This is a genomic window from Corynebacterium auriscanis, assembly GCF_030408435.1.
Classification (GTDB): domain Bacteria; phylum Actinomycetota; class Actinomycetes; order Mycobacteriales; family Mycobacteriaceae; genus Corynebacterium; species Corynebacterium auriscanis.
Window position 1 is genome coordinate 1,336,715 of record NZ_CP047046.1, and the last position, 19,486, is coordinate 1,356,200.

A 19,486-nucleotide genomic window follows, 5' to 3' on the forward strand; every position below is an offset into this window, starting at 1 on the left:
CCCTAAAAACTTTGGTGAGTTGACGAGCCTTTGAGTTGGGACAGCGAGCGATACGTGTTGCCTCTTTCTACGCGGCCGGGACAACCAGCTCCCGTAAAAAGTACTCGTGTACCCCATCATCACTAGTGAGCTCTGGGTGAAAACTGCAGCCCATCACATGACCGCTGCGCACAGCTACGACGGTTCCGTCAGCCAGGGTGCTCAGGACAACTACGTCATCTCCCACGCGCTCGACCTGTGGTGCGCGGATAAACACGGCTTCTACTTGTCTGCCGCGATGTCCGAATTGCAAGGTGGTTTCAAAACTATCTTTTTGACGCCCGAAAGCATTCCGACGAACACTGATGTCTAGGCTATGAAGACTGTGCGCGTCCGCACGGGTGTCGAGAACCTCATCGGCTAGGAGAATCAACCCTGCACAGGTGCCGAACGCGGGCAGTCCGGCAGCGATGGCCTCTTGCAGTGGTTGCAACAATCCCCCGAGCTCCAGCAGTTTGCTCATCGTGGTGGATTCGCCGCCGGGCAGGATGATCCCGTCGAGCCCTTCTAGGTGGGCCGGTCGGCGCACTGCGACCACTTTCACCCCGAGTCGCTCCAGCGCGCGAGTGTGCTCCGCGAAGCCTCCCTGTAGCGAGAGTACTCCTACGGTGAATCCAGAGAATTCGTTGTTCATGGTGTTCGTTTGAACCATCCTTAGCCGCGATCCTGTTCCTGCTTGAAAGGCACGGCGATCTTTCCCTCGTGGAGCGTTCGGGTTAGCCCTTCCTGGGTCACCACAGCCACTAAGTCCCCCTGTTGGTTAAACAACCTCCCGTGGGTAAGTGCACGTCCTGCATGCGCCGATGGAGATATCTGGTCATACAATAGCCATTCGTCTGCGCGGAACGGACGGAGGAACCACATCGCGTGATCCAACGAGGCTTCCTGGACCTGCTCAGACTGGTGCGGAACCAACGCTGACGACAAAAGGGTCATATCCGACATATACGCCAATGTGCAGATGTGGAATGTTTCGTCATCGGGTAGCTGCTGCTTTGAACGGAACCACACTAGCTGCTGGCTAGCGGTGTACTTGTTGTGCTCAAAGTGCTCTGGGTTCACGTATCGGATATCCCAGTCACTCCACTCCTCCATGAGTTTGCGGCGCGTATCCGTCATCCGGTCGTGGTCCACCACGATGGAATCTGGGTCGGGAACCGCACGCATCGTGTCCGAGTGCTCTGGCCCCTCATCATCGCGCACGTGAAAACTCGCTTGCATGATGAAGATCGCCCGCCCGTTTTGCACGGCTTTTACACTGCGCGAGGCAAACGATCGCCCATCCCGTACGCGATCGACCAAATAGGTGGTGGGGGCGTCGGGATTACCCGGCGCCAAGAAGTAGGCGTGCAATGAGTGCACACCCTTCGTATCTTCGACTGTGTTGGTGGCCGCCACTAGAGCCTGTGCGGCCACCTGTCCTCCGAAGGTGCGCGCCAGCTTGGAGGGAATGACCTGGCCTCGATAAATGTCACGATCCACACGTTCTAGGTCGAGGACCTCGAGAATGCGCGGTGGTTGTGGTGTTGTCGAACTCATCGGTCCTAGTTTTTACCAGCCGCGTTCAGCCAAGCGGTGAGGCTGAGGAATCTCGTCCACGTTGATACCGACCATGGCCTCGCCCAAACCGCGGGAAACATTTGCAATGGTCTCGGGATCATCGTAGTTCTGGGTGGCCTGCACAATGGCGCGAGCACGCTTCTCAGGATCGCCAGACTTGAAGATGCCGGAACCGACGAACACGCCTTCGGCACCCAACTGCATCATCATCGCAGCATCGGCTGGGGTGGCGATACCGCCAGCGGTGAACAAGACGACCGGCAGCTTGCCCTTTTCGGCAACCTCGCGCACCAATTCGTACGGGGCCTGCAGCTCCTTGGCTGCAACGTACAGCTCGTCTTCAGCCATAGACTTCAAACGATTAATCTCTGCGCGGATGGTGCGCATGTGCGTCACAGCGTTGGATACATCACCCGTGCCGGCCTCGCCTTTAGAACGAATCATGGCAGCACCTTCATTGATGCGACGCAGGGCCTCACCAAGGTTGGTTGCACCACACACGAATGGAACAGTGAAATCGAACTTGTCGATGTGGTTCTTGTAGTCGGCCGGGGTCAGGACCTCGGACTCATCAATGAAGTCCACGCCGAGGGACTGCAGAACCTGAGCCTCAACGAAGTGGCCAATACGCGCCTTCGCCATGACTGGAATGGAAACGGACTCGATAATGCCCTGAATCATATCCGGATCGGACATCCGGGAAACGCCGCCCTCGGCACGAATGTCAGCAGGCACGCGCTCCAGCGCCATAACTGCCGTAGCGCCAGCATCTTCAGCGATCTTTGCTTGTTCCGGGGTAACAACGTCCATGATGACACCCCCCTTGAGCATGTCAGCCAAGCCACGCTTCACACGTGCTGTGCCGGTAGTTTCCTGTTGATTACTCACGTTCGCTCTTCCCGTCTCTAGCCATCTGAGCACGTCGCCCATCAGAAACGACCTGCCCCACATGATGGGTGGTTTAATGCTTCACTAGTCTAACCTGTCTAGTTTTGTGCTAGAGAAGCCGGGGGTGAAATTCTTACTCGTGGTGATTCGTTGTCGAGGCCTCGTAGAACTCCGGCATCGGTGCTCGTCCCGCCAACTTCAAAACCCGCACAATGGGACGAGCCCGCACGTTCCGAGTATCCGCCACGGCATCGTTATAGAACCGCGCCGCTAGGTCCACACGGGTTGACGCAGCGACGAAACTGCTATTGCCTAACACGCTTGGGCTGAGCTGGCGTGTAAGGGAGTTTTCCGCGTCGGAGCGCCTGCCCATGTTCGTCGCGCGCAATACTGTGCCGGATAGTCGATTGATCTCCTCCGCCATCTGCGGCTGCAGCGCTTCCACCACTGCAGCGCGAGCGTCCAGAGCCCCCTGCAAATTGAGCCTGGCGGCGTCGGTACGAATATGCAAACGGTTGAGCCGTTGCGCCAGACCAAAAGCCCAAATCCCCACTGCAATGGCAATGAAAAGGGCAATGAGAGCCAACAACGCCCAGACTGACATGGTGATCAACGCACGATCACCTTCCGCCCTGCTGCAGCGACGGCAGAATAAACTTCTTCGACTTTATCGGTGACCGTCTGCCAATCGAATTCTCTGCTCCGCTGCGATCCACGGGCCGCCAGCGCGCACCGCTTCTCAGGGTTGGCGAGAAGATCACTCACAGCAGCGGCCAATCCCGCAGAATCCCCGTTGGGAAAAAGCCTGGCCGAGTGGCCGTCTTGCCCCACTGCGGCGAAGGCAGGGATATCGCTGGCGACCACGGCAGCACCCGCGGCCATGGCCTCCACGAGGACAATGCCGAAACTTTCCCCGCCCGTATTCGGGGCAATGTAGATGTCACTGGCGGTGAGGGCACGGGCCTTATCCTCGTCCGACACCCGCCCCAAAACCCGTACATTGGCCTCCGAAGGGCCAAGCCCGACAGAGTGTGACAACCCAACCTTGTTTAACCGGGCGACCAGATTATCCACTGATCCTCCGCCGGCAATCACCAACTCCACTTCGGGCAACTGCCGCACGATGGCGGGCATGGCGTCCAGCAGAATGCTCAAGCCCTTGCGTGACTCCTCGAATCGGCCCAGAAACATAATTCGCGGCCGGGTGGGATCCACACCACTAATGGGTTCGGCGCGTCGATACATGCCCGTGGCAACCCCGTTGGGAATCAACACTGGATCCCCCGCCAAATTCTCCACCTGCCACCGTCGGGCTTCTTCCGAGACCGCAATGCCACCTTGAATCCGCTCCAAAAGCGGACGAAGGAAAGGTAGAGCTAGTTGCAACAAATGCGAAGAACTCGCCGACGCGTGATAGGTAGCCACGATCGGCCCCTCCGCACGACGCAGCGCCAACATGGAATACGACGGAGAGTTCGGCTCATGGATATGCAACACGTCAAAATTGTTATCGGCAATCCACCGATCGACATGGCGCGCGGTCTTTGGTCCAAAACTCAACCGGGCGACGGAACCGTTGTACCGAATGGGTATTGCCTTGCCGCCCAGTTCCACAAAATTCGGCACCCGTGAACGATCGCTGCCCGGACCTATAAGGCTGACCTCGTGGCCTCGCTTGATCAGCTCCGTGCACAGGTCAATCGCATGGATCTGCACCCCGCCTGGCTCGTCAAAGGAGTAGGGACAGATCATTCCAATACGCACTGGTCGCTACCCCTCCTGCTCTACTGAACCATCAAGGGCCGGCCGATTAACCCGCTGCTCCATCCCCATGGCCCGCAGCCGCCGCAGGGAAAGATCCGCCAACCAGACCGGTTGCAAGATGTGCCAATCAGCTGGATCACGCGCGATATTTGCGGCGAATTCATCGGCTTGTTGCTGAACGATGTCCTCCAACGGCCGATCGGTATCAATCGGTTCCCCAACGTGAATACGCCAACCTTCCTCCACGCGTGGCAACCCCCACCGACCGCGCGTCCGGTGTTCGGTGAAGCTCATTCCCGCGGTCATCAATACAGCACCAGTGCGCTGAGCTAACAGTGCGGGGCCCGGCGGCAAAGTAGCCTCTTCGCCGAAAAATCTAGTCAATACGCCTCGGCCAGTGAGATCACGTTCACCCATCAGGCACACCACACCCCCTTCGCGCAGCACCTCTTCCATTAACTCCATCGGAGGCCGCGCTGCCCCGGTCAAGGCAATAACCTTGAATCCCAGGCTCTCACGGTAGTCTACGAAAGCATCGAAAAGGCTCTCCGGCTTCAACCTTTCTGCCACGGTCGTAAACTCGCCATTCTTGGCCACCAGCCACACCCCGGCCATGTCCCAGTTCGCAGAGTGTGGCAACGTAACTACTACCCCCTTGCCACGGGCGATGGCCGCAAATACCCGCTCCACACTTCCCTGGGTAAATCCCGCGTCGATGCGGGCGACAAGCGAATCGCCCACCATTGTGGGCAGGCGGAAGGCTTCCCTCCAATACCGCATGTAACTTCGCATGGCATCCCGCACCAGCTGCTTGGTCACGTTCTCGGGCCCCACTACACGAGCGAGGTTGCGGCGCAGCTGTTCTGGGCCTTTTCCTTTTTTCGACGCCACATCGGCCATCGCCGTGAATAGCCATCGAGCGACTGGCTCGGGTGCGATAGCCGTGAGTTTCCAGCCAGCTTTGTACGCGAAAGCTGTCAAGGATTCGCGAAGTTCCTGTGCCGTGTTTGAACTCATAGTTCGTGCCAGTTTTTCTTCGTTGGTAGGAATAGGTGCCAAGAGACGTTATCCCTTGTTCTCGGGCGTGGAGAATTCACGCGCCCCTGTGGGCGCGGCAATTTTACCGGCAGCATTCTCGGCGGTCGCAGTGATCCACAGGCGTTCGATGACCGTGTACACGCTACCCGCTGCCAAAGCCCACAGGCCGATAGCCAAAATATAGGGCAGCCCAAGGCCGTGCAGACCGATTGAAACCAGCCCAATGATGAGGCGCTCCGGGCGCTCGATTAAGCCACCAATCACCTTAATACCGCTGGCCTCTGCCCGGGCTTTGACGTAGCTAGTGACTTGGCTGCAGACCAGGATCAACAAGACCGCGCACAACAAACCAACTTCGTGCGGTTCATGAAGAACAAAGTACACCGTCAGCGCTGCGAAAATCGCGCCATCGGAAAGGCGATCGCAGGTGGCGTCCAAAACAGCGCCAAAGTTCGTGCCGCCGCCTCGCATTCGGGCCATAGTTCCGTCCACCATGTCGGTGGCGACCGTCAGACCTATAAGTGCGGCGGCGATGAATAGGTGGCCAGCGGGGATCAGCCAGAGGGCGAAAACTACGGCTAGCACGGTCCCCGCGATCGTCACCATGTTGGGGGTTACTCCCCACGAGCTCAGCCGCCGCGCAATGGGTTCGATGACCACGGCAGCTGGCTTCCTGCCATGCACACTAAGCATTGCTCTCTCCTGGCTCGACCTCTGCCCATGCCCGCGCAAGCAAGTCACGGGTTTCACGCAATGTCTGTGGTAGGACTTTCGTGCCGGTCATAACGGTCATGAAGTTAGCATCTCCGGTCCATCGCGGCACGATGTGCTGATGTAGATGGGTGGGCACGCTGCCACCGGACGCTTTACCCAAATTCAATCCCACGTTGACTGCATCAGGGTTGGAACTGTGCCGGAGGGCCCTCAGCGCCGTTTTGGTAAAATGCGCGAGCTCAGCGGTTTCCTCATCCGTTAACTCCGTGTAGTCGGCTACCGCACGGTACGGGACAACCATCATGTGCCCAGGGTTGTATGGGAAAAGATTCAATACGCAGTACACCGTCTCGCCGCGGGCGATGATCAACGCGTCTTCATCCGGTTGCTTCGGCAATTCCACAAAAGGATCAGCCGATCGTGGGGACTTCGTTAGGTAGGTGGAGCGATATGGCGCCCACAGGCGCAGCAACCCGTCTGGGTTATTCGGGGTGTCTCCCACCCCAGAATCCACGTACGGGGTATCAGTCATCCCTCTCCAACTCCTTTCGATCGATATTCCGACTCTCCACGTCCGGCTATTAGATTACTCAGGCCCTGCTCACTGTTTTACCGAATAAACAGCCACTTCCACTGTCCATACACGGGGTACGCACAGGGAAACGGCTGTCTGTCACTGTCGGCGCGCTAACCGAGCAGCGCCTCTACCTCGGCCTTTGTCGGCTGAGTGTTCCGGCGCTCGCCAATCCAGTTCGTGATTAAATCGACTGCCTTTTCACGCGGAACACCATTGACCTGGGATCCATCGAGGAAGCGGAAGCTAATGGCGTCAGCCTCAACATCCCGGCCACCTACCAACAACATGAAAGGAACTTTGCCGGTAGTGTGCGTACGAATCTTCTTCTGCATACGATCGTCAGACGTATCGACCTCTGCGCGGATACCGCGGTTGCGCAGACTGGACGCCACACCGTCCAGGTATTCGTTGAATTCATCAGCAACCGGAATACCCACCACTTGGTGAGGCGCCAGCCACGCGGGGAACGCGCCGGCGTAGTGCTCTAGCAACACGCCAAAGAAGCGCTCGATGGACCCGAACAGCGCACGGTGGATCATGATAGGGCGCTGCTTAGAACCATCGGGGGCGGTGTATTCCAAGTTGAAGCGCTCGGGCAGGTTGAAGTCCAACTGTACCGTGGACATTTGCCACGTACGGCCAATGGCATCCCGTGCCTGAACGGAAATCTTTGGACCATAGAACGCCGCACCTGCTGGATCCGGAACCAGTTCCAGGCCGGATTTGGTAGCTACGCGCTGCAGGATCTCCGTAGAGCGCTCCCAGATTTCGTCCGAACCCACGAACTTCTTCGGGTCCTTGGTAGACAGCTCTAGGTAGAAATCATCCAAGCCATAATCACGCAGCAGCGAGATGATGAATTCCAAAACCGTGGTGAGCTCTTCTTCCAGCTGATCCTCGGTGCAGTAGATGTGGGCATCGTCCTGCGTGAAGCCACGCGCGCGGGTCAAACCGTGAACCACGCCCGACTTCTCATAACGATAGACCGTGCCGAACTCAAACAGGCGCAGGGGCAATTCGCGGTAAGAACGTCCACGAGAGGCGAAAATCAGGTTGTGCATCGGGCAATTCATCGGCTTGGCGTAATAATCCTGCGCCTGCTTGGTGACGTTGCCATCCGCATCGGTTTCGCCGTCCAACTGCATGGGAGGGAACATACCCTCAGCGTAGAAATCAAGGTGGCCCGACTTCTGGAACAGGTCGCCCTTCGTGATATGCGGGGTGTTGACGAAGGAGTAACCACTTTCGATGTGGCGACGGCGAGAGTGTTCCTCCATCTCCAAACGCACGATACCGCCGTTGGGGTGGAAAACGGGGAAGCCAGAACCAATCTCGTCGGGGAAGCTGAAAAGGTCCAGTTCTGCGCCTAGGCGGCGGTGATCGCGCTTTTCGGCCTCGGCCAGCATCTTTTGGTAAGTCTCTAACGCCTCCTTAGATTCCCACGCGGTGCCGTACACGCGCTGCAATCCCGCCTTAGACTGATCGCCGCGCCAGTACGCTGCAGAGGATCGGGTGATCGCGAAGGCGGGGATGTAACGGGTGGTGGGCACGTGCGGGCCGCGGCACAGGTCGTACCATTCCACGTCACCAGTGCGGGGGTTGACGTTGGAGTACGCGGTCAATTCGCCCGCGCCGACCTCGGTGGCCTCATCGGAATCGGGGTCCACATTGCCCTTGTCATCAATCAACTCAGTCTTGAAAGGCTCATGGGTGTATTCCGCACGTGCATCGTCCACTGAGGCATAGGCCTTGCGCTCGAACTTCTGGCCAGACTTGATGATCTTCTTCATCGTCTTTTCGATCTTGTTCAGATCTTCCGGCGTGAATGGCTCGGCCACATCAAAGTCGTAGTAGAAGCCGTTTTCGATGGCCGGACCAATACCCAGCTTGGTGCCGGGGAATTCCTTCTGCACAGCTTGGGCCAGCACGTGTGCTGCCGAGTGTCGGATGACGCCGCGACCTTCTTCCGTATCGGCAGCGATAGCCGCGACCTGTTGCTCCTGCTCAGGAGCCCAAGAAAGATCCCGAAGGTTGCCATCCGAATCCTTCACACACACGATTGCCTGCGGGCCCTTGTTCGGCAGTTCCAGGGGACGCATTGCTGCGCCCGCAGCCTCACCCGCGGAAACAGTGAAGGTGACCGGCTGGGTAGCCACTGTAGTTGCCTGTCCAGTGGGAGCACCGTGAGAGTGCTGGGTCTGGGGCGAGTTGTGTGGGCTGAGGTCACTCACAGCAGGGATGTCCTTTCGGGATAGCGGTGATCGCCACATACCTGGTGACGATCTTCAACTCACAAGATATTACCCCTCTAAGACCTTCTGACCCCAGTAGGCACCCGATTGTGTACCCGGTGGGCACCAGAATAGTGCGGATCCCACGTGTGTGATCCAGCGATTCAGGCGATCCTTGGCCGCCAACCGGCGTTGCAGTTCGCTAAACCCCTGTTCGGGATCATCTTGGAAGGAGATAAAAATCAACCCCGTGCTCCCGAGCGGGGAAATCTCGCCATCCCAGTTGTAGGCACGTCGGCGCATGCGTTTTCCGTTACCGGCAGCGATCCCCACGTGGCTGCGCGGATCGATGTAGGGCAGACCGGTCTGATCCACCTTGTTCAAGTCCACGGGATCGGTTTCTGCTACCCCGCCCAATGGAGCGCCTTCTTTAATCGTGCGACCGAAAACGACTTCACGGGAAGGACGATCGAGAGCTTCCCAATCGGGCATGTCGTACACGATACGGCGGACCACCATCGAAGTGCCGCCCTGGTCGTCCCAGATTGTATCGTCGTATTCGGCGTCGTTAGCGGGGTTGGCCGTACCGTCTTTAAAACCCAGCAAATTGCGAGGGGTTTGCCCCTGGGGCGAGTCTACAAATCCGCGCTGGATCCACCGCGGACGGCAATAGTCCTGCCCCCCGCGAGTCAGCACGCGAACAGCATGGCTCACCGCCGTGAGGTCATCCCCGCACACCTGCAACACCACATCGCCGTGACTGAAGTCTTCATTGAGCCGGTCGCCTTTAAATGGAGGTAATCCCTGCTGATGATTCTTAACCCAGGAAGGCGTTTTCGAATCCAGCTTGGCGTCGGCAATAAGTTTTGGGCTCCAACCCACGGTAACGGTGAGGTTTAGCGGCGCTGCAGTGAGCTCGCTTTCCAAGTCAGCGAGAGCGGTTTCACCTTGGGTCATGGAGCGGGCGTCGCCTGTCCAGATCACCATGAGACGCCGCAGGTTACGGCGTAATTCACGGGGACTCAGACCCTCGCGGTTCAGATCGAAAGCAACAACGACCGCATTGGCCTGACTGGGTGTTTGGATGCCTGCCTGGTGTGCCCCATCAAACGGAATCGTCGTGCGGTCGGTGGAGCGGGCCGAAAGAATTGGTGGCTGCTCACCCCCAGCGGTCGTAGCATCAGTGCTGTTGGTGGATGTGTCGGTATTGCAGGCTGCTAGGACACCTGCGGTGCCCACGAGCCCCAGACCGGCAAAAAATCCGCGACGGGATACATTGCCAGTGGACATTGCTAGTTCTACCTTCTTTTCGAAGATCTCGTTCGATGCGCAGAGCACGCTGCGAATGCGCGCTGCGCTTGACATGTCTAAAAACTAGTGGCCGTAGTGCTCGTGCTGGGAGTTCTGCACGCGCACCGGAATGTCCTTGAGCTCATAGCTGTTGCCCTCGGAATCTTTGAGGTTCAGCGTGAGGGTATCACCGGCTGCAATCTCGTCGGTGTTGTCCATGATCATCAAGTGGTTTCCACCCGGCTTGAGTTCGCTAGTCTGACCGGCGGCGATCTTCAGGCCACCCTTCATCTGGGACATCACACCGTTATTAGTCTCGTGGATTTCATAGCGACCCTTGAGAGAACCGCTGACCTCGGTGATGTTGATTTCTTTATCGGAGGTGTTCTTGAACGTGCCGAACACACCCGTCATCTTTTTCGATGCGGGCTTTGCAGTGATGTACGCATCCTCGAATGCAAGATCGCCAGACGTGATGGTCTTAGCGCCAGACATGTGGTCGTGGCCCTCGTGGTTCATACCGGATTCTTGCGCTGGGGTGCTGGACTGATCATTTGATGGAGCTTTGGCTGCATCGGATCCTTCGGTAACGGAGGAGTGTGCGGCCTCGGTGTTACCATCCTTTTCACCAGGTGCGGAGCAGCTGGCCAAGGCCAAGCTAGCGGAAGCGACGGTGGCTAGGGAGAGGGCGGCCAGGCGATTACGGCCAAAGGTGGAGGTACGCATTGCGATCCTGCTTTCTGTTTCTATGTTGTTGTTTTTTTGCTCGACGCCACAAGCGGCAGCGCCACTCGCAGCGACACAGGAAGTACATTCCTGCTGGAGCGTGGGACACCCTACTGGGCAGGCGCCTGAGCTGCACCATCGGCAGCAGTGCCCTGGGCTGGAGCCTGGGCGTTTTCAGTGAAAGGGTTGTTCGCCTCGGAAGAACGAGCCGGCTCGGTTGCAGCTGGCTCAGTGGTCTCCTGGGCGGATGGGTCTACGGAAGAGGTAGATGCGGTGGAGGGTTCGGAGGTGGGTTTGGTGACCTCAGCCAGGCTTGGCTGGGTTGGGCCTTGGGTTACTTCCCCGAATCCGCGATTGGAAGAATCATTCTCGTGCGGCGGGGAGCACGCGGCCATAGCCACGCCCGCGCAGAGAGCAACTGCTCCAACTGTCACCTTTTTAAAAACGCTCATTGTCGTCAACTCCTCTTATCGTCGTTGAGGTTTCGCCAGCGCGCGATCGCCATGACCAGCGCACCTCCGATAACGACGATACCGGCTAGAGGTAGTAACCACCCAAGTCCTCGCATGGGGTCATCCCCCTGTGAGGAGGACTCATTGGTTTCCCGGTCGTTCGAGGGGCTGTTGTCGCCCGCTTCAGATGAACCCTTGTTTCCACCAGCCAGCGTGAATTTCACGGAACCCCGGGTCGCGTGACCGTCGGAGCTAGTGATTTGGTAGCCAATTGTGTATTCACCCGGCTCGGCGTCCTTCTGCTCCGGCACGTCGATGGACAGGGTCTTGCCATCCTGTGTGGGTTTGCCCCGCGTGATGAGGTTGCCGTCCTTAGTCAAGGCGATGTTGTTGAATCCGTCCTGGGGAACACCAGAAAAGGTGAGCGAAATTTTTCCTGGAAGTTGTTCAACCGTACTACTGGCAGCCGGATTGGATTCCACAACGCCGTCGTGGGCTACTGCGGGAGCGGCGAAAATCGTGGCTGCCGTCAGCGCAGTTGCGCCTGTCATCGCGACGGGCCTACCCCACCTCGATAGCGAACCGGTAAGCCCTAAAGCCAACTTCTTCATCAATGTCCCTTCTGCTTCCTGGCATCCACTTCGAAAAGATCGCTGCAACCCCGCAAGCGGGATCGCTAACCTAACAACCTTCTCCAAAGAGGGGTCCAGCGTTCATTCTGTATGCGTCTCCATCTAACGCTAGTGCAGGCTCGGCACGCTTAAAACAGCGCAGAACCCACCAAGAACGACGCCCTAGGGTTGCTACTGGGAATTATTCTGGACCCGTCGAAGTAGTCGGTTATGCCACGCACAAAGTTCCCAAGTTGAAAACGATGTGCTGTTTATCACATATTCCCGATGGCGTGCGGAACGGGCGATGATGGCTGACAGCGGCAGGCCATGGTGGCGGACGGTGGCAAGCCATGATGGCGGACAGTGGCAAGCCATGATGGCTGACGGCGGTACGCAAGGGCGGTGGATTATCAGGCCGATGGGCCGTGCCCGGCAACACCGATCGATTACGACATCGCTTGTGGCGCTGGATCACCTATCCTGCGAGAAGCCGTCACCGAGTTGCTATAGGTGCAAGCCTTGCGCCGGAAAGATCTACGAGGTCCCGAGGAGCCATCCGCAAAGATAGTCCCCTCTGCCCGGCGGAAATAATAATCTGGGGCAGATCAGCCGCGCTCGCATCGATGAGTGTAGGTAGTGGATTCCGCGTTCCCAGCGGAGAGATTCCACCCACGACGTACCCCGTAATACGTTGTGCGTGTGCCGGACGTGCCATCTCGGCCCTCTTCCAGCCAAGGGCTTTGGCCGTGGCCTTCAGGGAAAGATGTCCCGCGACAGGCACACAGCACATAGCGAAATCCACACCAGAAACGACGACCAAGGTTTTGAAAACTTCTGCAGGATCCGCCCCGAGTTCCTGTACCGAGTGCTCCCCAAAATGATCCTTGCTTGGAACGTAGCTCAACACTTCGTGAGGCACACCGGCCACAGCGGCGATCGCGCGGGTTCTACTAGCCATGAAACCATGCTAACCGGCGCGGAATGGTGGTCCTAACTGGGATTGAACCAGTGACCTTTCCGGTGTGAACGGAACGCTCTCCCACTGAGCTATAGGACCGCAACGAATCTTGCGTGTGTCAACACGCGGTTTTCATCCGTGCTGTGGAGAAAATGTACCACCTGGGCGTTGCATACCCGCAAACGGCGTGCTCACGACCGATAAAAGTGAACGGCAGCGCAACACACTCAGCGTACTGTCACACCACTTGGCCATGACCGTTTCCCTGTTCCACCCTGGACGGTGTGGGGGCGGGTCTGTTTTATTTGGGCTGACACCACTTGGCCATGACCGTTTCCCTGTTCCACTGCCCACCACTTAACTGTCGTATCCCCCTCAAGGGACCAGCTTTAAAGCAACCGCGGTAGCCCCCGGCGTTAACTCGGCCACTGAATGTCACCGTTGTAATTCGAACTCCGCCTTGATCACATCTTCTCCCCTCATCGCAGCTAGCTATGACCTGCTGATTTGTGAAATAAACAACAATCGGGCTAATGTTCTGAGTCGCAACGATTCATTGCAGTGTTGCAACGCGGATGTAGCGCAGTTGGTAGCGCATCACCTTGCCAAGGTGAGGGTCGCGAGTTCGAGTCTCGTCATCCGCTCCACTTTTCTCCAGGGTCACCGGGTAGAAAAGAGAAGATAAGCGCGTTTAGCTCAGCGGGAGAGCGCTTCCCTGACACGGAAGAGGTCACTGGTTCGATCCCAGTATCGCGCACCAACCAACGAAGCAATCGTTGGGTGAATGCGGATGTAGCGCAGTTGGTAGCGCATCACCTTGCCAAGGTGAGGGTCGCGAGTTCGAGTCTCGTCATCCGCTCCAAGGTTCACCTTGTTGAACCGAGGTTCACTAAGGTGGGCCACATACGGCAAACACTGCCTTGGTGGAATGGCTGAGTGGCTTAGGCAACGGTCTGCAAAACCGTGTACACGGGTTCGATTCCCGTTTCCACCTCAAGAACAACTGAATTAAAGCGCGTTTAGCTCAGCGGGAGAGCGCTTCCCTGACACGGAAGAGGTCACTGGTTCGATCCCAGTATCGCGCACCAACCAACGAAGCAATCGTTGGGTGAATGCGGATGTAGCGCAGTTGGTAGCGCATCACCTTGCCAAGGTGAGGGTCGCGAGTTCGAGTCTCGTCATCCGCTCAACTAAAGCCCCAAGGCGTAAAGCCTCGGGGCTTTGCTGCGCGCCACCCACCCCGACGGTTTACTGCATCCACGCAGCCAGCGCATCTCACCCCTAGCTCGGAGCGCCTTGCCCCAAATCCCCCAGCTGCCGTCTAATCTCAATTGACGATGAAGCAGCATAATTCCCCATCCTCGGCACCTTCTGCCCCCTCGCAGTCCGTTTCGGCGTCTCCTGCCTCTACGCAACCTGACTCGATCAGACACACCCAGCACTCATCGGCCGAAAGCCCACATACCGAGATCCTCGCCGACCGATTCCAACGATCGCGCGTGGCCCTCGTTCTCACGTTCGTGATGTGGCCGCTGGCCATCATGACGTTCATTCACAAGACCTTCCTCTACCCCTACAACGACCACCCCACTGATGACTTCACCACGGTTATCAGCGCCCTGCGCCGTTTCCGGGAACACGTGCCGGTGTATTCCGAGGATTACAGCACTGTCGATCCCCACTACCTATACTCCCCCGGCGGCACGTTGCTGCTTAGCCCCTTGGCCTACCTCCCAGAGAATCTGGGTCGGCCAGCCTATATCGTGCTAAACGCGGTCGCGGTTGTACTCGCGGTAGCCGTGCTCACCAAGCTCTTCAAGTATTCCCTTCGCGGCCCCGTGGTCCCAGCTGCCACCTTCATCATTTTTTCCACCGAGGCCGTACAGAACACCCTGCTATTCTCCAACATCAATGGCATTTTGCTACTAGCCGAGGCCCTCTTTCTCTACCTGCTCCTCCACCGGCGAAATATACTCGCCGGCCTGGTCATCGGCTTGGCCATCGTGGTTAAGCCCCAGTTTGCGCCACTTTTGTTCCTACCTTTGGTCCGACGCCAACTTTCCACGATCACAGTCGGAATCGCGGTACCTGTCGTTTTGAATCTCGCCGCTATTCCTCTGATGGTTAGCCCCGGCGATTACCTCGATAAGCTCGTGCCGTATCTGGGCCAAGTCAGGGATTACGCCAATTCGTCAATTTCGGGCATTTTGACGTACTTTGGATTCTCCGATGCCAGCATCCTATTCTGGCGAACCGTGGCCGCACTATGCGTTGCTATCAGTGTTCTTCTGCTGCTGCGCTGGCGCGATCGCGACGAAATCATGTGGGCAACCACGACCTCAGGGGTTGTGCTGACCGGGGTTTTCCTGATCTCTTCACTGGGTCAGATGTACTACTCAATGTTGTTATTACCCATGTTCTTCACGGTTCTTCGCGCCCGTAGCGTCATGCATTCCCCAATCGCTTGGCTGGGCGTGTACTTCTGTATGAGTTTGGATGAGTGGATGTCCGATCGCTGGGTTTGGCCAGGGCGGGTGTTCGAATTCAGCCGGGGCACCATCGGTTGGTCCTTGCTGCTGGTCAGCATCGTTACCACCGTGGTGGTGTGGACTATGATGGAGCGGAGACTGGGCCACCATATTCTCGGGGATTTGCACGAGAACGGCTGGTGGCCAAAGAAGGGATCCGCGTGGGGGCGTCGGAATAATAAAATGGCCCGCACGTTGCAACAGGAAGACAACCCGACCAGCCCGAACCGAGAGGGACATTGATGAGCAACAGTAGCGACAACAAGCTGCAGCCAATCCAAGACTTCCGCAACCTGAGCGACGATGATTGGAAGCAGCGCTTGAGCCCCGAGGAGTACCACGTCCTACGCCAGGCAGGTACCGAAGCGCCATTTAAGGGCGAATACACCGATACCGAGACCGAGGGTGTGTACCGCTGTCGCGCCTGTGGGGCGGAGCTGTTCCGTTCGACTGAGAAGTTCCACTCCCACTGCGGTTGGCCCAGCTTCTTTGATCCGAAGGATTCCAGCGCAGTCATTACGCGCGAAGATAATTCGTTGGGCATGCGCCGCGTAGAGGTGTTGTGCGCGAATTGTGAAAGCCACTTGGGGCATGTTTTCGAAGGTGAGGGCTACGATACCCCGACCGATCTACGGTACTGCATCAACAGCATTTCGCTGACGCTGGACGCGGCGGAGTAAAACAGGCTGGGCTCGTCCTGCCTGATCAACGGGCAGAAGACCCCGTTTAGAGCATCTCCTGCAGAATTTCGTCAGCAGCACGGATGCCTGTCGCCGCTGCGGCCGGCACACCCACTCCATCCAGCATGGACCCGGCCAGCGCGATGCCACGGGTACGTTGAACCTCCTTGTATGCCACGGCCATGGACTCACGGTAGCCCACGCCGTACCGTGGGATGCCACCCCACCAGCGTTGGACGAAGAACTCCTCGGGGCGCTTGCGCTCGCCCGTCACCTTAGCTAGATCGTCGATAGCATACGTGAGCAGGGCGCGATCATCGGTCTCCAAGTACCACGGCTGGCTGAATGTGCCGAAGCTGGCACGAACGAATGCCCCGCCGCGCTCACCCAAGTGGGGCCATTTGCGGGAAGAGAAAGTAAACGCTTTGGCATCTGTGGGGGCATCGGCACCCAGCAGCACGCCAGAGCGCTCCGGGATGCCGTGTGCAGATGCCATACGCATGCCCACAACCACGGAGCTCGCTAACTCCACACTGTGCAAGACCTCCGCGGCTGTTGGTACCATATGCTCCAGCAAAACCGCTGCCGTTGGGGCCGGTGTGGCGATAACCAGCGCATCGAATTCACCCAGGGGTTCGACGTACCACCCATTGCGGGTGCGTCCGATGGATTCCACACCCGTATTGAGGAACACCTCGGGATTCGCCTGCTTCACCATTGCGTCGACGAGCCCGCGATAGCCACAGTTGAAGCTCTTGAAAACTGCCCCGGATCCATTTGAACGTTTGCGGCGTCCGTCCAAGATTTGCCCGACGGCGTCGGAAAGAAAGAAAGCCCGGCCGCCTTCGCCCAGTTCGTCCAGCTTGGCAGCCAAGTCTGGCATGGTCGCCCGCACACCCAAATCATAAGCAGTACAGGAGTAGACCCCGCCCAGCAAGGGGGAAACCAAGCGATCCACGACGGTGCGACCGAACCGTGCTTCCACAAGCTGGCCCACCGTAGTGTCCTGTTCCGGGGACCATGTCATGGGTTGGCCGGATTTTTCCTCGTCCACGCGACGGGCCTGGTCCTCCCCCACGATGTGGGCAATGGATGCGCCCTCGTGTGGGATACCCATGAGGGTGGTCCGTGGAATGTCGACCAACGCGCCTTCTGCGAACAATCCACTGGGCAGTCCTGACGGTTCCTCGAGGGCGTGCTCCAATCCCACGTCGCGCACTAAGTCGGTGAAATCCGATCGCAGGGACAGGTAGGCCTCCGCCCCCATGTCCACCGGACCACCAACGAAATCGACGGTCTTCAGCTTGCCGCCCAGCCGATCGTAGGCTTCGCAAATGAAGATACGAGCACTTTCTCCCAGTTGTCGGCGCAATCGCCACGCTGCACTTACACCAGCGATGCCACCACCAATGACCGCAATGCGGAGCCCCCGCAGCTTGGTCAGATCGTCCTGCCTCAGCTGAAGACCGGAGTGAATATCTACTGGCGCACCAGGTGCGTATCCGTTGGGGATGTGTGGGGAATTCATAGGTTATGAACCTCCTCGAAGGCTCGAGTGACAGCATCGGGTTCGGTGGATGGCAAAACTCCGTGACCAAGGTTGAAGATATGACCGCGCGCCAAGCCACGCTTGACGGCTCGGTCGGCCTCGGCGCAAATCCGGGTGACATGGGCGCGGATGGCATCGGGACCGGCGAACAGGACAGCTGGATCAAGATTTCCCTGCAGTGCCTTAGCACGCTCCGACGGGGCTAGACCTGGGTTCGCATCCGCCAGCGCCGCGGTTACACGCTCAGCGGCTAAGTCCATAGGCACGCGCCAGTCCACACCCACCACGTCTGGGCCAGCAATCGCCATGTCGCCCAACAGCTCACCGGTACCCACACCGAAGTGGATCATCGGCACGCCGTACGGGCGAACGGCATCGAAAATCTGCTTGGAGTATGGCCCGACGAACTCGCGGTAATCACGGGCCGTGAGGTAACCCGCCCAGGAATCGAACAACTGAATCGCATCCACGCCCGCTTCCAGCTGCATTTGTAAGAAGCGGGTAATGGTGGGGGTCAATTCGCGCATGAGAGCATGCCACATATCAGGCTGGGAGTACATCAAGGCCTTGGTAGTTTCATGGTTCTTCGATGGGCCTCCCTCTACGAGGTAGGAAGCCAACGTGAACGGCGCACCAGCGAAACCAATCAGGACCTGATCATCGCGCAATTCCTCCAGTACGTGCGAGATCCCTTGCGCGATCGGCTCCAGTTGCTCGCGCTGCACTTCCGGAAGCGCAGCAATCTGCTGCGGCGTGCGCACGGCCTCGGCCATAACTGGTCCACGACCGGGAACAATGTCGATATCCACACCAGCGGCCTTGAGAGGAACAACGATGTCCGAGAACAAGATGGCGGCATCTGCATCGTGGCGTCGAACCGGCTGCATAGTGATTTCGGCCAAAAGCTCGGGCATGAAGCAGGAGTCCAGCATGGGGATGCCCTCGCGCACCTTACGATACTCAGGCAGCGAACGACCGGCTTGGCGCATCATCCACACGGGTCGACGCGATGGCTTTTCACCCCTAGCGGCGGCCAAAAACGGGGCGTCATGGTTGGCGCGACGACGGGAGGCTGCGACGTCAATCTGGGGTTCAAAAGCCTTATTAGTCATAACCGCCATTATGCCAGCCGATGATGGGGGAAACGAAAGGCTAACAACACCAACCACTCCGGCGCGCCTAACCAACGATAAAAACCTTAAAGGCTAGGTTTAGACATCGTGAGCCAAGACACTGAGATCCCCCAGTACTTCCACGAAGCCGTCCGCTCCATGACGGAAGCGGAGGTACGAAGTGGCATTCAGATCACCGATATTCGCCCTCCCCGCAACTTGGCGCCGCTGAGCCACGCGGTTGGGTTGGAAGTTGTGCACACTATTGACAGCACCGGTGAGACCGCTATCGCTGCCGATTCCAGCGGGCACGATGCGTTCGGCCGCCTCATCCTGCTTCATGATCCTGCCTCCGAGGAACACTGGCGGGATCCCTCCACCACGGCCACATCGCCTAAGATGCGCATGGTCGCCTACATTCAGGCCGATATGGATGCCTCTGTTGCCGCGGATCCACTTTTGCCCGACGTGGCGTGGGATTGGCTGACCGAGCAGCTCGACGGCCCCGGCTGCACCTACACCGATCTGGGTGGCACTGTGACATCCACCGCTTCGGTTCGCTACGGCGAAATTGGTGGCCCGCCACGTGCGTTCCAGTTGGAAATGCGGGCGTCGTGGACCGCCGTGGGGGCTGACCTGTCGGCACATGTCACCGCATTTTCGCACGTGCTGGCGAATGTGGCTGGCTTGCCACCCGAAGGCGTGGCAGCCCCTCGCTTTGGTGTGGACCACGCGCGCGAAGCTGCGCACCGCTAACCTCCCCCTA

Annotated in this window: 19 protein-coding genes and 7 tRNA genes; 9 read left to right on the forward strand and 17 right to left on the reverse strand. The window is 58.2% G+C overall.

Translation table 11 applies throughout. From position 1 onward, the window contains the following. Positions 1–67: 67 nt before the first annotated feature. From pdxT to CAURIC_RS05645, 15 genes are all read right to left on the reverse strand, one after another. Positions 68–691, reverse strand: coding sequence for a pyridoxal 5'-phosphate synthase glutaminase subunit PdxT (gene pdxT / locus CAURIC_RS05575; protein ID WP_246815854.1), 624 nt, complete (start codon positions 689–691; stop codon positions 68–70). A gap of 2 nt (positions 692–693) precedes the next feature. Continuing rightward, entirely contained in the window at positions 694–1,578 is an 885-nt protein-coding gene (locus CAURIC_RS05580; protein WP_035112963.1) for an acyl-CoA thioesterase, read from the reverse strand. A 12-nt stretch (positions 1,579–1,590) separates the two neighbouring features. Next, positions 1,591–2,487, reverse strand: a complete 897-nt coding sequence (gene pdxS / locus CAURIC_RS05585; protein WP_035112961.1) for a pyridoxal 5'-phosphate synthase lyase subunit PdxS — start codon at positions 2,485–2,487, stop codon at positions 1,591–1,593. Between the two features lie 133 nt (positions 2,488–2,620). Next, positions 2,621–3,091: a hypothetical protein gene (locus CAURIC_RS05590; RefSeq protein WP_035113087.1), complete on the reverse strand. Its 471-nt coding sequence runs from the start codon at positions 3,089–3,091 to the stop codon at positions 2,621–2,623. Between the two features lie 5 nt (positions 3,092–3,096). After that, on the reverse strand, positions 3,097–4,251 hold the full coding sequence (locus CAURIC_RS05595; protein WP_035112959.1) for a glycosyltransferase family 4 protein: 1,155 nt from the start codon (positions 4,249–4,251) through the stop codon (positions 3,097–3,099). Positions 4,252–4,257: 6 nt separating this feature from the next. Further along, positions 4,258–5,268: a phosphatidylinositol mannoside acyltransferase gene (locus tag CAURIC_RS05600; protein WP_035113086.1), complete on the reverse strand. Its 1,011-nt coding sequence runs from the start codon at positions 5,266–5,268 to the stop codon at positions 4,258–4,260. A gap of 48 nt (positions 5,269–5,316) precedes the next feature. After that, the gene (pgsA, locus tag CAURIC_RS05605; protein ID WP_035112956.1) at positions 5,317–5,982 is read right to left on the reverse strand and encodes a phosphatidylinositol phosphate synthase; all 666 of its coding nucleotides are present in this window, start codon (positions 5,980–5,982) and stop codon (positions 5,317–5,319) included. Beyond that, positions 5,975–6,535, reverse strand: coding sequence for an HIT family protein (locus CAURIC_RS05610; protein ID WP_035112954.1), 561 nt, complete (start codon positions 6,533–6,535; stop codon positions 5,975–5,977). Before CAURIC_RS05610 ends, pgsA begins: the two co-directional genes overlap by 8 nt. A gap of 155 nt (positions 6,536–6,690) precedes the next feature. Then, complete coding sequence (gene thrS / locus CAURIC_RS05615; RefSeq protein WP_035113083.1) at positions 6,691–8,679, reverse strand: threonine--tRNA ligase; 1,989 nt, start codon at positions 8,677–8,679, stop codon at positions 6,691–6,693. Between the two features lie 201 nt (positions 8,680–8,880). After that, complete coding sequence (locus CAURIC_RS05620) at positions 8,881–10,176, reverse strand: Dyp-type peroxidase (protein ID WP_235700632.1); 1,296 nt, start codon at positions 10,174–10,176, stop codon at positions 8,881–8,883. Positions 10,177–10,185: 9 nt separating this feature from the next. Then, positions 10,186–10,827 (reverse strand): copper chaperone PCu(A)C, encoded by a 642-nt coding sequence (locus CAURIC_RS05625; RefSeq protein WP_035112950.1) that lies wholly within the window; start codon positions 10,825–10,827, stop codon positions 10,186–10,188. 110 nt (positions 10,828–10,937) lie between these two features. Next, the gene (locus CAURIC_RS05630) at positions 10,938–11,279 is read right to left on the reverse strand and encodes a hypothetical protein (RefSeq protein WP_070434267.1); all 342 of its coding nucleotides are present in this window, start codon (positions 11,277–11,279) and stop codon (positions 10,938–10,940) included. A gap of 5 nt (positions 11,280–11,284) precedes the next feature. After that, the gene (locus tag CAURIC_RS05635) at positions 11,285–11,830 is read right to left on the reverse strand and encodes a copper resistance CopC family protein (protein ID WP_052094682.1); all 546 of its coding nucleotides are present in this window, start codon (positions 11,828–11,830) and stop codon (positions 11,285–11,287) included. A gap of 556 nt (positions 11,831–12,386) precedes the next feature. Next, the gene (locus CAURIC_RS05640; protein ID WP_035112946.1) at positions 12,387–12,851 is read right to left on the reverse strand and encodes an aminoacyl-tRNA deacylase; all 465 of its coding nucleotides are present in this window, start codon (positions 12,849–12,851) and stop codon (positions 12,387–12,389) included. 24 nt (positions 12,852–12,875) lie between these two features. After that, a tRNA-Val gene (locus tag CAURIC_RS05645) sits at positions 12,876–12,950 on the reverse strand. Between the two features lie 472 nt (positions 12,951–13,422). Between CAURIC_RS05645 and CAURIC_RS05650 the strand changes: the two genes are divergently transcribed. The 8 genes from CAURIC_RS05650 (at position 13,423) to msrB (ending at position 16,059) form a co-directional block, all read left to right on the forward strand. Then, positions 13,423–13,498: transfer RNA gene (locus tag CAURIC_RS05650), tRNA-Gly, on the forward strand. 38 nt (positions 13,499–13,536) lie between these two features. Beyond that, a tRNA-Val gene (locus CAURIC_RS05655) sits at positions 13,537–13,611 on the forward strand. 26 nt (positions 13,612–13,637) lie between these two features. After that, positions 13,638–13,713, forward strand: a tRNA-Gly gene (locus CAURIC_RS05660). A 60-nt stretch (positions 13,714–13,773) separates the two neighbouring features. Continuing rightward, a tRNA-Cys gene (locus CAURIC_RS05665) sits at positions 13,774–13,845 on the forward strand. 19 nt (positions 13,846–13,864) lie between these two features. Continuing rightward, positions 13,865–13,939: transfer RNA gene (locus tag CAURIC_RS05670), tRNA-Val, on the forward strand. 26 nt (positions 13,940–13,965) lie between these two features. Next, positions 13,966–14,038, forward strand: a tRNA-Gly gene (locus CAURIC_RS05675). A 150-nt stretch (positions 14,039–14,188) separates the two neighbouring features. After that, positions 14,189–15,622: a glycosyltransferase family 87 protein gene (locus tag CAURIC_RS05680; protein ID WP_084588059.1), complete on the forward strand. Its 1,434-nt coding sequence runs from the start codon at positions 14,189–14,191 to the stop codon at positions 15,620–15,622. Beyond that, positions 15,622–16,059, forward strand: a complete 438-nt coding sequence (gene msrB, locus CAURIC_RS05685; RefSeq protein WP_052094680.1) for a peptide-methionine (R)-S-oxide reductase MsrB — start codon at positions 15,622–15,624, stop codon at positions 16,057–16,059. The genes CAURIC_RS05680 and msrB overlap by 1 nt, the downstream gene beginning before the upstream one ends. A 46-nt stretch (positions 16,060–16,105) precedes the next feature. Here msrB and hemG read toward each other — a convergent pair whose 3' ends face one another. Together hemG and hemE are read right to left on the reverse strand one after the other, a co-directional pair. Further along, positions 16,106–17,587, reverse strand: coding sequence for a protoporphyrinogen oxidase (gene hemG, locus CAURIC_RS05690; RefSeq protein ID WP_084588058.1), 1,482 nt, complete (start codon positions 17,585–17,587; stop codon positions 16,106–16,108). Beyond that, positions 17,584–18,729 (reverse strand): uroporphyrinogen decarboxylase, encoded by a 1,146-nt coding sequence (gene hemE, locus CAURIC_RS05695; protein WP_035112943.1) that lies wholly within the window; start codon positions 18,727–18,729, stop codon positions 17,584–17,586. The genes hemG and hemE overlap by 4 nt, the downstream gene beginning before the upstream one ends. A gap of 99 nt (positions 18,730–18,828) precedes the next feature. Here hemE and CAURIC_RS05700 point away from each other — a divergent pair, with 99 nt between their 5' ends. Then, positions 18,829–19,476 (forward strand): DUF3000 domain-containing protein, encoded by a 648-nt coding sequence (locus tag CAURIC_RS05700; RefSeq protein WP_035112941.1) that lies wholly within the window; start codon positions 18,829–18,831, stop codon positions 19,474–19,476. Positions 19,477–19,486 lie beyond the last annotated feature (10 nt).

Coding starts and splice junctions, on each gene's coding strand:
- msrB (WP_052094680.1), top strand. CDS start 15,622: ATGAGCAACAGTAGCGACAACAAGCTGCAGCCAATCCAAGACTTCCGC.
- CAURIC_RS05630 (WP_070434267.1), bottom strand. CDS start 11,279: ATGAGCGTTTTTAAAAAGGTGACAGTTGGAGCAGTTGCTCTCTGCGCG.
- CAURIC_RS05640 (WP_035112946.1), bottom strand. CDS start 12,851: ATGGCTAGTAGAACCCGCGCGATCGCCGCTGTGGCCGGTGTGCCTCAC.
- CAURIC_RS05610 (WP_035112954.1), bottom strand. CDS start 6,535: ATGACTGATACCCCGTACGTGGATTCTGGGGTGGGAGACACCCCGAAT.
- CAURIC_RS05580 (WP_035112963.1), bottom strand. CDS start 1,578: ATGAGTTCGACAACACCACAACCACCGCGCATTCTCGAGGTCCTCGAC.
- pgsA (WP_035112956.1), bottom strand. CDS start 5,982: ATGCTTAGTGTGCATGGCAGGAAGCCAGCTGCCGTGGTCATCGAACCC.
- CAURIC_RS05625 (WP_035112950.1), bottom strand. CDS start 10,827: ATGCGTACCTCCACCTTTGGCCGTAATCGCCTGGCCGCCCTCTCCCTA.
- CAURIC_RS05590 (WP_035113087.1), bottom strand. CDS start 3,091: ATGTCAGTCTGGGCGTTGTTGGCTCTCATTGCCCTTTTCATTGCCATT.
- CAURIC_RS05600 (WP_035113086.1), bottom strand. CDS start 5,268: ATGAGTTCAAACACGGCACAGGAACTTCGCGAATCCTTGACAGCTTTC.
- CAURIC_RS05680 (WP_084588059.1), top strand. CDS start 14,189: ATGAAGCAGCATAATTCCCCATCCTCGGCACCTTCTGCCCCCTCGCAG.
- CAURIC_RS05620 (WP_235700632.1), bottom strand. CDS start 10,176: ATGTCAAGCGCAGCGCGCATTCGCAGCGTGCTCTGCGCATCGAACGAG.
- hemG (WP_084588058.1), bottom strand. CDS start 17,587: ATGAATTCCCCACACATCCCCAACGGATACGCACCTGGTGCGCCAGTA.
- pdxT (WP_246815854.1), bottom strand. CDS start 691: ATGGTTCAAACGAACACCATGAACAACGAATTCTCTGGATTCACCGTA.
- thrS (WP_035113083.1), bottom strand. CDS start 8,679: ATGCGTCCCCTGGAACTGCCGAACAAGGGCCCGCAGGCAATCGTGTGT.
- CAURIC_RS05635 (WP_052094682.1), bottom strand. CDS start 11,830: ATGACAGGCGCAACTGCGCTGACGGCAGCCACGATTTTCGCCGCTCCC.
- hemE (WP_035112943.1), bottom strand. CDS start 18,729: ATGGCGGTTATGACTAATAAGGCTTTTGAACCCCAGATTGACGTCGCA.